This is a genomic window from Eubacterium sp. SB2, from assembly GCF_001244405.1.
Classification (GTDB): Bacteria; Bacillota; Clostridia; order Lachnospirales; family Lachnospiraceae; genus Faecalicatena; species Faecalicatena contortus_B.
Map to the genome: position 1 here is coordinate 175,361 of NZ_LN865152.1, position 11,727 is coordinate 187,087.

Annotated in this window: 10 protein-coding genes; 4 read left to right on the top strand and 6 right to left on the bottom strand. The window is 48.0% G+C overall.

Features of this window, described 5'->3' with window-relative positions:
• Positions 1–3: 3 nt before the first annotated feature.
• The gene (locus tag BN1938_RS08380; protein ID WP_050640164.1) at positions 4–1,176 is read right to left on the bottom strand and encodes a M24 family metallopeptidase; all 1,173 of its coding nucleotides are present in this window, start codon (positions 1,174–1,176) and stop codon (positions 4–6) included.
• 46 nt (positions 1,177–1,222) lie between these two features.
• Positions 1,223–2,227, bottom strand: coding sequence for an asparaginase (locus BN1938_RS08385; RefSeq protein ID WP_050640165.1), 1,005 nt, complete (start codon positions 2,225–2,227; stop codon positions 1,223–1,225).
• 245 nt (positions 2,228–2,472) lie between these two features.
• Between BN1938_RS08385 and BN1938_RS08390 the strand changes: the two genes are divergently transcribed.
• Positions 2,473–3,441 (top strand): AraC family transcriptional regulator, encoded by a 969-nt coding sequence (locus BN1938_RS08390; protein WP_050640166.1) that lies wholly within the window; start codon positions 2,473–2,475, stop codon positions 3,439–3,441.
• A 192-nt stretch (positions 3,442–3,633) separates the two neighbouring features.
• Here BN1938_RS08390 and BN1938_RS08395 read toward each other — a convergent pair whose 3' ends face one another.
• A complete protein-coding gene (locus BN1938_RS08395; RefSeq protein ID WP_242843829.1) occupies positions 3,634–4,593 on the bottom strand; it encodes an aminopeptidase in 960 nt (319 codons plus the stop codon).
• A 103-nt stretch (positions 4,594–4,696) separates the two neighbouring features.
• Positions 4,697–5,641 carry a DUF1177 domain-containing protein gene (locus BN1938_RS08400; protein ID WP_050640167.1) on the bottom strand — a complete coding sequence of 315 codons (945 nt, stop codon included), beginning with the start codon at positions 5,639–5,641 and terminating at the stop codon, positions 4,697–4,699.
• Between the two features lie 97 nt (positions 5,642–5,738).
• On the opposite strand from BN1938_RS08400, the gene BN1938_RS08405 reads away from it, so the two are divergent.
• Positions 5,739–6,890 carry a PucR family transcriptional regulator gene (locus BN1938_RS08405; RefSeq protein WP_050640168.1) on the top strand — a complete coding sequence of 384 codons (1,152 nt, stop codon included), beginning with the start codon at positions 5,739–5,741 and terminating at the stop codon, positions 6,888–6,890.
• 10 nt (positions 6,891–6,900) lie between these two features.
• On the opposite strand, the gene BN1938_RS08410 is transcribed toward BN1938_RS08405, so the two are convergent.
• Positions 6,901–8,586, bottom strand: a complete 1,686-nt coding sequence (locus tag BN1938_RS08410; RefSeq protein ID WP_050640169.1) for an OPT/YSL family transporter — start codon at positions 8,584–8,586, stop codon at positions 6,901–6,903.
• 263 nt (positions 8,587–8,849) lie between these two features.
• On the opposite strand from BN1938_RS08410, the gene BN1938_RS08415 reads away from it, so the two are divergent.
• Complete coding sequence (locus BN1938_RS08415) at positions 8,850–9,905, top strand: S-methyl thiohydantoin desulfurase domain-containing protein (RefSeq protein WP_050640170.1); 1,056 nt, start codon at positions 8,850–8,852, stop codon at positions 9,903–9,905.
• 866 nt (positions 9,906–10,771) lie between these two features.
• Here BN1938_RS08415 and rd read toward each other — a convergent pair.
• On the bottom strand, positions 10,772–10,933 hold the full coding sequence (gene rd / locus BN1938_RS08420; RefSeq protein WP_025656450.1) for a rubredoxin: 162 nt from the start codon (positions 10,931–10,933) through the stop codon (positions 10,772–10,774).
• 240 nt (positions 10,934–11,173) lie between these two features.
• Between rd and BN1938_RS08425 the strand changes: the two genes are divergently transcribed.
• Positions 11,174–11,440 carry a hypothetical protein gene (locus BN1938_RS08425; RefSeq protein WP_025656449.1) on the top strand — a complete coding sequence of 89 codons (267 nt, stop codon included), beginning with the start codon at positions 11,174–11,176 and terminating at the stop codon, positions 11,438–11,440.
• The last annotated feature ends 287 nt before the right edge of the window (positions 11,441–11,727 follow it).

Genomic DNA, 11,727 nt, shown 5'->3' on the forward strand with positions numbered 1-11,727 from the left:
CTTTTACTTTTGAATCCACTGAGGACTATCGGTCAGCTTTCTGGCTCCTGCCTCCGTGATCAGATACCCGTCTTCCATCCTCATTCCTGATACATCCGCCTCGAAAAGCGGGATGTCGATCGAAATCACCATATCCTTTTCGATGACAGTGCTGCTGGATGGACCGAAAATAGGTGGTTCAAACTCAATCACGCCAACACTGTGAAGCCCGGAGTACATAAAGTTTTTCTCATATCCCGCCTCCTTCATCACCTGTCTTCCCATCTCCTCAACACGGCTTCCAATGTTTCCCGGAACCAGATTCTCTGCGCACAGGTTCTGCGCCCTGATCATCGCCTTTACTGCTTTCTCAGCCTTTTCCCCCGGGTTCCCCACCAGCACAGTTCTTCCGCAGGCTCCGTGATATCCCTCATATCTGGGAGCGAGTGTAATCACCACAATATCATTTTCTTCGATCACCCTCGTTGTCGTCCGGGCGAGAACATGAGCCGCATTGGGGCCTGATGAGACAATCGGGTCGATTCCATAACCCTCACAGCCCATTTTCCGCATAACATACTCCGCTTCCGCTGCAATCTTCCTTTCTGTTATTCCCGGCCTCACCGCTGCAATCGCTGCCTGCATTCCAGCGTTGGCTATCTCATATGCCCTGCATATGACAGCGATTTCGCTTTGAGATTTTATGCCTCTTAAAGGTGCCAGAAGCTGGTCCGTGTCCACCAGTTCTGCATCAGGATAAGCCCGCAGTAAGGCTTCATATAATTCTGCCCCCATATATACCTTTGCTGCCAATCCAATCCTTTCAGGTTCTTTTCCTGCATACTGCCGGATAATCTCCTTCAGCGTTTCTACCTTTGAAAACGGATAATCCTCATCCTCCGCCGCCAATTCGGCCAGCACCTTGATCTCCCTGACAGCTGCTCTCTCTCCTGCATATCCGTCAGTCTCCGGCCCGGTTAAGATAAGGGGCTCTCTGTCTGGCACAAACATGACCAGTACCGGCTCAAAATGTGTCTGAAAATCTGTATAGTATCTTGCATATGCATTGCCATAGGTAGCTCTGTCATCACTGTATGCCAGAATAATATCCAATTTCCGTTCCCGCATAACAGCCTGTACTTTTTCCCATCTTTGCGGATATTCTGTCCTCGGAATCCTGATTAACTCATCCTGCATGTTGCATCTCCTTTTCGCTTTCTCTTTGTACTGTATTATTCTCTACTTATTCCTTAAACAGCTTAAAAACTGCTTTCCGATACCCCACCATTTCCTTATTATCATTGACGACCGCTGCCGGATACAGCTCCTTAAGCTGCTCCGCCACCTCCTGATTGTCATAGTCAAGCTCTTCAAACACCCTCAGAACCGCGGCTGCAAATTCATCATGGCTGCCATCCATGATCTTCACAACGACTCCTACGCCAAGCGAACGGATTCCCAGTGCGTATACTCCCATCGCGCCGCTTTTTCCCAGCAGGTCGCCGCTGGATGCCAGTACCGAACATACAATGTCTTTTCCCGCGATCATATGGGGATATTGATGAATCATATTTATGTTTTTGATCACTGCCGTCTGCAGTACCAGATCCTGAATCAGTTCCGGACATACAAGCCGCAGATAGGAGGTCGCTATTGAGTGGAAAGGCACGGCATATACCGGAACACCGCAGCCATCGACGCCTGTCCTTATGTCTTTTGCTGCCACATCCGTAATCATGGATATAATCCTCAGGATTTCCTGCTGAGTACGGCTGTCCCGTCTCCAGTAACCGGATACCTCCTCCCCCAGCTCTCTCGCCAGCAGCATCATGCCCAAATGCTTTCCGGAACAATTGTGGTATACTTTACGGGGCGGCATATGATTCTCAATCAGACGGTTTCTCTCTGAGAGCCGGTTTGGATATGTTGGCAGCATAATCATCTGCTCTTCCTTCAGTCCGGTCTTTTGCATGATTGATTCCAATACTCTTACATGCTCTTCATCGCCCCAGTGAGATCCTGAGAACAGTGCTGTCTCTTCCTCTGTAAGGCCATACTTCTGATCCAGTCCATGAATCAAAACCGGCAGTGACTGAATCGGTTTTGAAGCACTCCTGTAAAAACAGGTCCAGTCAGTATCCCCCACTGCTGCCGTAATTCCGTCTTTGTCTACCACACAGGCAGCTCCGTAATGGACACACTCTAAAATATCCTCCCTGTATTCTTCAAACAGTACTTTCGTATTCACTTTTCACTCCTTTCGATATTATCATTTTCTCTTTTTTTACATTTTTAAATTTAAAGTCAAATAAAAGTATGATACAATGGATAACACCAATAGGTCTGAGAAAAAACTGTTAATTGTGCACAATATTCATTCTTTTTTTTAATTTTTTTTATCCATTTCCTTTAATTATACTCATATTGCCCGGGATGTCATTATTTTATCTTGTACAAAAATATCACTATCTTGGCTTAGAGGAGGAATTTTGAATGATTAACAAGACAAATCAAAAAGCGCAGAATCTCGTTGACTTTCCGCAGTATCAGGCTACTTTGGCTGAAACACAGACCGGAGCTCCCTTTATTCAGTACAATCTTGATGTCACCCCCGATTCACAATGGTTCATAGCACACACAAACCCGAAAGCCAGGGCGCGACTGCCTTACGTGCAGGAGGTCGGGGAATTCGTAACGGGAAAAAATTACATGACAACCCGGCAGGGCTTACAATCTTATCTTCTAAAAATCACGCTGGATGGACAAGGCTATATCAACTTCGACGGGAAGCATTATACACTTTCCCCCGGACAATTTTTCTGGATCGACTGCCGAAAGCTGAACTATTATGCCATCGATCCGGACATCCCGCACTGGAATGTGATCTGGATGCATTTCTGGGGAAACTCGACGCATGACTATTACGATAGTTTCATGGAGCTGAATAACAACAGCCCTATCGGAACCATGAGAAACAGCGATGCCGTTCAGCTGCTTCGGAAATTAATCGGATACTACAGCACATACATCTACAGTGATTACCAGACCGACATTAAAGCCGCGTCCATCATCACCACGCTAATGACCTGCTGCATGGAATCTGCCATACACGACAAAACAATGTCGCTCAAGAAGCAGCCTCCCAAATTTGTTCCGCGGGCTCAGGAGTATATTACAGAACATTTTAACGAACGGATTACCCTGGACTCTCTTGCAGAAGAATTTTACGTCAACAAATTTTATCTGCAGAAACAGTTCCGGCTCTATGTCGGAAGCACCCCGGGTGAATTCCAGCGCAGTATCCGGATCGACAAGGCCAAAGAGCTGCTGCGTGTCACCACAATGTCCATCAATGACATATCGGAACACTTAGGCTTCGAAAGCGTCGGATATTTTATCCGCTGCTTTAAGAAAGAAGACGGGAAGACGCCGCTGCAATACCGGCGGGAGTGGGGAGTATAAAAAAGAATCCGGCAGGAGCACACTGCCTCATAAGCAGAAAACATGCCGCCACGTCTGTGGCCGGACGCCGAATTACCTTTTTTGTTTCCGGTATCGGTATTACCGCTCAAACGCAAAAGAGGCTGACGCACTAAATAGTGCTTCAGCCTCTTTTTCATCCACATATTGCGGCAATGCATTTTCAAACATATTCTAGCGCAGGAACACGCCTTTTTTCATGATTAGTTCATCGTCCAGGTACAAATCGGGTTCCAGGATGATTCCATCCATATGGCAGTCCGCCTTATTGGTTCCGCCAAATGAAGTATTGCTTCCGAAAGCAATATGAACAGTTCCATACACTTTCTCATCCTCCAAAATATTTCCGCAGAGGACGGCGGCATGATTTGTTCCTATCCCCAGTTCCGCTGTTATGCCGTTTTCAGGTTTTGCAAACAGGATCTGCAATGTCCCGCTGTCTCCTTCCAGACTTTTCAGCCGGCCCTTTTCGATGGTTACGGTCAATGGCTCCTCAAGTATTCCCATTGCTTCCATTGAGCCGTCGATGACCATGCTTCCGTTCACACCGTCTTCCAACGGGGCGATGTATGCCTCTCCTGAGGGAAGATTGCCCGCCTCGCCGGGATTGCGGTAAACCCCTGTACTGGGTACACCGTTTCTTCCCTTCAGATTTAGTGTCAGAACATGTCCGTCCTTTTCGATCCTGGCCATGGATGCCTCTGTCAGCATCTGGGCATACCGCTTCGTATCAGCCTCTACCTTCCGAAAATCCGCAGTCATCGCCCCTTTTGAAAACATTTCCTCTGTGATCCCCGGCATAGTGCCGATTCTCGCACCGGCTTTTGCCGCGCCGATCCTGGCATTGGTGTGTGTCATGGAATGCTCTGTAATGCAGATTACCACATCCGATGCACACATGGCCGCTGCTATGGCTGCAGGCGGCTCTTCTCCGGAAACGCTCCGATTCTTCATGCACATAAAAAGTGCTTCGCAGTTCATACCTAAAGCGGTCTCATACACCTGGTATCCCAGATCATACTTATCCAGATCCGCGACCACCAGCACCTGCTCGCCCTCTTTTACATCCATACAGGCCATAAGGAGATTCTCTGCGCTTTCCCTGATATCCATCTCCGTTTTTCCCGTCTTCATTTCAGTTTCCTTCTTTCTGCTGCATTTTTTAACAGTTATTCTGCTTGCTTCAATCCACGCTGGATAATTTCAAAGTGTACGGCTGCAGCTTACTTATTCATGTTTATTCCCGGCCGTCTCCCAAAGTCTGCAGTTTCTTCATAGATCCGTATAGTTTCTGAATACGCGCAAATTCCTCATCATCATAAAATCTGCACTGTTTTCTGCCATATGACTTCGCTGCCTCAATTACAAACCGGGTCGTCATTTCCACATCCGCACCATGGGTGGCTCCAGTACCGCATCCCGGTACCGCGGTCTCCGTCGTAATTGCAACACCAACCACAGGAACATCCGTGGCAACAGCCGGCTGAAGCACGCTGTTGAGGTGATAGAGGTCATTTCCGTAAGGTGTGATGTCCTGTGTGGTAATTGGAAATACATAAGGTGCTTTTCCCGTCGTTATCTCCACAATGTCCAGCAGATCCTCGCTGATTCTAAGGATATACCCCTCCTTAACGGTCGGAGATATTGCAAATCCCTTATGGTTAATCACTCGGTTTCCCTTGGTCGTGTCGACTGTCAGAATCGCATCCATATCCTCTGTAATCTCTTCGTCATTGCACTGCTGCATGCTGACCGGTGAATCCATGAAGTCCACCGGTTCATGCGGTTCCGTCGGTGCATCCGCACATACGTGTGTCACGAGAACCACATCTCCCTCCAGCGTATCCCCCTTTTTCTGCATATCCAGAAGCTTGGCTGCCGCGGTAAGTACGGTCAGTGCGCCGTCACCGTCAGACACGAAACCAATCCGTTCGGGACGCGCGCCAAGGCCGCCCAGCCTGCCGATAATTCCCAGAGTCGGCGCATCGCCGCCGCTTCTTTTTCCATTGCTTCCATGGACACATACCTTTACCACATCCGTTTTCCCCTTGTCTCCGTAAATTGGATATGCCTCCACATCCGCATCCTTCTGGATGCTTCTTAAGTATTCCTCTACTCTCCTGCCGTCGGCATTGATATCATCCAGAATATCATAGAGTTCCAGCATCTGCTTAAAAACCATTTTCTCATCCTCGCAATTTCTTATATTGTTTCTTCACATTGATTTGTGAAATCTTCTGTTATATAATTTGTTAAAACACACCCGGAGGTTTCTCATTATGAGCGTTATTACTGTGTCTGACGTTCTGCACCTGCCCTCTCTGTCCGGCGCCAGGATTAAAGCCGGTACGGACGGCCTGGACAGGCAGGTAGAATATGTCAGTGTTTTTGATAATTACATCAGCGAACTGGACTTTGCATCGCTTGACACCAAATCCAGGAATTCCTTTTTTATGACAGCTTTCTATCACGGCAAGGACGATCCCCAGTACATCCTCTATGCCCTGAAGTATTTTCATGCCATTCATACCGCAGCGCTCTGCATTATTGACGAAAATATGGACGAACTGCCCGAAGAAGCTTATGCCTATGCCAATCAGTGCGGACTGCCTATATTATTTATCGACAAGGATGTCCCTTATTCCATTATTATTTCCGAGATAACGGAACAGCTGCTCTTTTACAAAAACCTGAACAGCCAGGAGGAGATTCTTGCCCAGCTGGCTGACAGGGAGCTGTCTGACAATAGAAAAGCGATGCTTATCCAGCGTCTGAATCCTTACTTTGCCAAAAATGTATTATGTTTTTACTGCCGCGTGGAAGCAGGCATGCCCCTGCCCCGTCCGGCCCTGGCCGAAAAATTCAGCCGGGACGTTTTGTTTTTTGCCGCGGGATACCGGGGAGGCATTTTGATTATCCGCTCTTTTAAGGATAATTCGCCCCATGCGATTGATAAATATATCTCACAGACTGCGGCCGCCATCTTTGAAAGCTATCCCGAATGTATGGCTGGTATCAGCAGCTGCTGTCCTCTTTACAGCCTGGGGGATGCCATTTCACAGGCGTACCATGCCGCTTCCTCCTGCCCGTACCAGCCAGGCAAAGTCATATATTTCCGGGCTCTTGGAGTACTGCGCCTCTTTTTAAAGCTGGAAGGCCACCCTGCCATAGATGAATTTTATCTGGAGACAGCGCAGCCTATTTTAGAGTATGATGAAAGATACCATTCTCATCTGATGCATACCATTCACGATTTTATTGAGAACGATATGGACTATACCAAAACAAGCAAGGCGCTCTTTGTCCATGAAAACACCATACGCTATCGGATCAACAAAGTAAAAAATATGATTCCCTACGGGCAGAGCGATACCGATTTTCTCCAGACTCTTTACATACTGTATATCATACGTAAGTTAAAGGATTATTAACGCAGCTGCGCTATTTGGACTTGAATGCCCCCAGCATGGAGTTGGCAAAATCATGCAGCGCACATCCAACCAGGGAGCCCGCGCCAAGAATCATCAGGATATCATCGTTTTTCGGATTCTTCTTAATTACAATAATACGGATGATAGTGGCAATGATGACGGTCAATCCATATATGGTTCCGCCCACCAGGATACCGGTGGCAAACAGGATTCCAACCTGGTGGTTTCCTCCTGCGATCTGAATGACGGCCCCCGGAATTGCCCAGATCGCCAGCCATTTCAATACCTCAATTGATGAACCCGCTTCAATCGTGGAGGCATATGTAGCGTTAATCGGCGGGAACAGCCCCTGTGAGAAGTATGTTTTTGCAAAGATAGCAACAATGACAAATGCCACTGCAAAACCAAGCAGCTCTGAAAAATACTGCTGTTTTCTGCCTGCCTTCTCAAACTCCGGATTCTTTCCGCTTCCTCTCAGTATATAGCCCGCTTTCAGGTCATTACCCATATCAGAGAAACACGGTCCTGTTGCCGCGGTAAAACCTGCCAGTACGGCCAGAGGGAGCTTCGGAAAACCGATCAGCATACCCAGAATTAAAAAGATGAGGGCCGTGGCAAATCCGGGAAACCATCCGGAATACATGGCGGAAACCCCTACGATCAGCTCGGATACAAGCGCCGCTACCGCTGCAAATAGTATCCATAAGATAAACATGCCCGGCTTCATCTCATACCACAGCCCCGATACAATTGCCAGTCCCAGGGCAATTACCAGATATGCGATAAATCCTTTTCCAAGAGCACTCCGCATATCTTTGATCGAAGTTCCGAACTGGCCTGCCGCCGAAGTTTCTTTATCCACTTTCTTAAACAGCATTCTGCCGCACTGGACCAGGGATATGATACCTGCCCCAATCATGATTCCATGCCCCATATAATTCAAAGCAACATGATCTGCCGCAACAAACCCTTTTCCAAAAATATCCTGTGCAATGACAAAATCATGTCCGAACACGGTAAATGCAAACGCATTGCTTTCAATAATTCCCACGATCAGGGCGCCTACACCGAATGCTCCGATAGCCAGTACGCTTCCCACCCATGCAACGCCGAATAAATCCATGGGTATTCCGGCCATAGCCCCTGCCCATCCGGCAACAGCGCCGATCACAAGCAGCCCGGCACGTTTTCCCTTTCTGACAGTCGCAAGAATCGTCTCAGCCGTGGCGATTCCAGGAGGCCACGGTGCATCGGCAGGAAACATCGGCGATCCGAATGACTTGTATAAAATTGTAGCATCTACAATCGTTGCAAGTGTAACACCGATCAGCATCGGATACATGAATTCCGTGTATCCCATAATATAAGGAACACCGATCGTCAGCAGCATACAGTTTGCCGCCGAGAATGTTGCCCCTGATGTCGATGTCTGCACCAGATTCTGGCAATGGATATTCTTAAATTTTTTCAAAAACCGGATGGGTATCTGACTGATCAGAACTGCAAGCAGCGCTCCCACCACAGAAGTATCCGGGGCCACCCCCGTATGTGTCAATACCTGCATCCCTACGATAGCTCCCAGCACACTGGCTATGACGGCTATTATAAAAATGCCCGGTTCCATTAATTTTGGCATTTCTTTGGAGTACTGTTCCAGTATCTCTTCGGAGCTGCCATTTTCTCTGTTGTCACTCATTATTCTCTCCTTTCCCTTTTGCACGATTTACACCAGATAGCGTGTAAACATAGTAATAATTATACAATTTTTCTTATTTTTATGCTTTGTTGATTTCTACAATAATTTGATATTTATTTTTGTAGGATTCAGGAATTGACGATTTTTTCATACGGCTTATGATGTAAGTATACCCAAAGGGCACCCCGTAACACATGCCCTGCGGGCGGTTACGCAGCGTTTGGCTGTCCAAAATACAAATTAAAATAAAAGGAGCAACACCTATGATATTTGACAAAGAATCCATACAGGATCTGCTGATCGGCAGCCTTCTGCTCGGAGGCGGTGGCGGAGGCTGCCCCAAAGAGGGGGCGGAACGCGCACTATCTGCACTGAAACTTGGAAACGTAGAATTGATTACTATTGAAGAATTAAAAGAGCGAAGCAGTGACGGCTGTATCGTCACGATTTCCGGAGTTGGTTCTCCTGCTTCGGACACTGCATATTATTCAGACGATGTATATCCCAGGATTCTGGAGCTGCTGGGCACACAGTCCGAAACCCCGATTGCAGGATTTATTTCCTGTGAACTGGGGGCTTCCTCCTCGTTTGAACCATTTATCCCCGCCGCGCTCTCAGGGCTTCCCATCATCGACGCGCCCTGTGACGGCCGCGCACACCCGCTCGGAGTCATGGGCTCTCTTGGCCTGGAGAACTCCGGACAGACCGTCATCCAGGCTGCAGCAGGCGGAAGACCGGAAAATAAGACATATACCGAATTAACAGTAAAAGGTACTGTCGAGAATACAGCCTCACTGGTTAGAAATGCGGCTCATCTGGCAGGAGGAGCAGTCGCCGTAGCGCGCAACCCCGTTTCCATCCCCTACCTGGAAACCCACGCCGCAGCCGGCGCGTACGCCCAGGCTATAAAGCTGGGCCGCGCGTACCGCACCGCTGCTTCACCCGCCCTGGCCATAGAAGCCGCCCTTTGCCAGTTAAACGGCAGAATCCTCTGTACCGGAACCGTAGAAAACTGTTCCCTCGAAACCCGCAATGCCCTGGATTACGGAACCTTCCGTATCTCCACTGCTTCTATTCCTTGCCAGATTGGTTTCTGCAACGAATATATGTACGCAGCCATCGGTGGGGAACGGCTTGCCGTCTTCCCCGACCTCATCACAACAATTGAAACCAACACAGGCAGAATCATCGCCTCCGCAGACATACAAGAGGGAATGGAACTGACCGTAATCAGCGCACCCAGAAGTGAGCTGAAGCTTGGTGCGGGACTGTTAAACAAACAGAACTATCTTCCATTAGAGGGGGTTTTGGGGGAGTGAGTTTTGTTTAGAAGGGGGGGCGCTGTACGGAAGTGGAAGATGCCTCTCCTGGATGCGGTATTAGGGCATAAGCGCCGCTAATCAAAATCGGAACCGGCATGGTGAACACCGCGGACACTTGCGAGAATTCTGATGAATTCTCACTGCGGGTCTGCTTGCTTCCAGGCCTTGTGGGCCTGGAAGCAGTTCACATGCCGGTTCCGATTTTGATGAAGCGGCGCTAATGCCCTAAAAGACGCATCCAGGAGAGGCATCTTCCACTTCCGCACAGCTGGTCTCATCCAAACTGTAGTAAAACCACGCTCCACGGGGGAACATTGGCGGGAGCAGCGGATTGAATCGAACTGGTGATACGTTGATTGTGCCAGGAAATTTTTGTATATATGGAACAGTTATCATAATTTGAATGTAAACTGTGACAATATGAGTTTTGTATTGTAGCCGAGATCCACACAAGACTTTATTACTACACCTTAATATTATGATCCGCAATTTACATCTTACCTTTCCGATTTTATCCCCTCCCGTACAGCGTTCTCCTGCCGCCGGCCGCAGCGTAGCCTGAGGAAATCGGGATGTTTTGATGCTGTCCGGGGAGGCTTATGCTGATTTTGGAAGCCTCTAGCGGGTCGTAGAATTGCTTACTGCGAAAAAGCCGCATCTTATGGAGGATAATTGATCTCCAAATCAATTATCCAGAGCGTCTGAGCTTAGAAAGCATCGGCTTTCTAAGTGAATACGCTCGGTTCCATAAGATGCGGCTTTTTCGCAGTTAGCAATTCTAGACTAAGCGGCCGGTTTCCAAAATCAGCATAAGCCTCCCCGGACAGCATCAAAACATCCCGATTTTCTCAGGCGGACCCCCCTTAAGCCTCTACCACAAAGACATCTTTGCCAAGTCCGCACCAGGGGCACACCCAGTCGTCCGGCAGGTCTTCGAATGCTGTTCCTGGCTCGATCCCGCTATCCGGGTCTCCCTCCTCCGGATCATATACGTAGCCGCATGGTTCACACACATATCTTTTCATCTGAAATTCCTCCTCTATTTATTTAACATCATAGTATCATAATACTTCTATAAGTATTTTCTTCCAGCACCAGTTTTATACCCCGATTCATTACCCTTTCCAAAAACCCCCGTAAAATAAAGCAAAATGTTAATATTTACGGCCTATGAGCTGTGCATAGTAACAGTAAAATCTTAACATTTACATCCCATCTTCCAAATGCTATACTAATAGTTATCCAAAAAAGAAAGAGGTCAAACTATGTTCCGTCTATGGGGAAAAGAAATTAAAGACAATAAAATGCTCCGCGACACTGTCATCTGCGACGAGACAGATGACACCCGCACCCACAAAATTTTCAACGCGCTCGATGCTATCTGCTACGAATTCGATCTAAGCAAGCCCATCTGGCTGGACACCACAATAGCCGAATTCAAACGCCACGCCAAAGCCCGCTTCTACCAGGACAACTTCGTAGACTCCATAGATTTCGACTACCTCGAAATCCAAATCATCGAAGAAGATTAGTTCTGTTTAACAGCAAGTTAATTATTATTCGAGGTAACTAGATTCTCCCCTCTAGCCACTCCGCCTCAAAAGAATCCCCTCCGCCCTCCCGTCACCCGCCAGGATGCAGGATGCACCCAGCGGTATGTTCCCGCCAGGCGGCAGAAGCAGCGTGAAACGGATATAAGAGGTTCTGGCAACATTGGATCCGCTGTTAGCAGGAGTTAAGGAAAAAAGAAGGAAAAACGGGGTAAAACTTGTAATTCCGAATTACAAGTTTTCCTGGCCCCAGCGCGTGAAGCCATCAA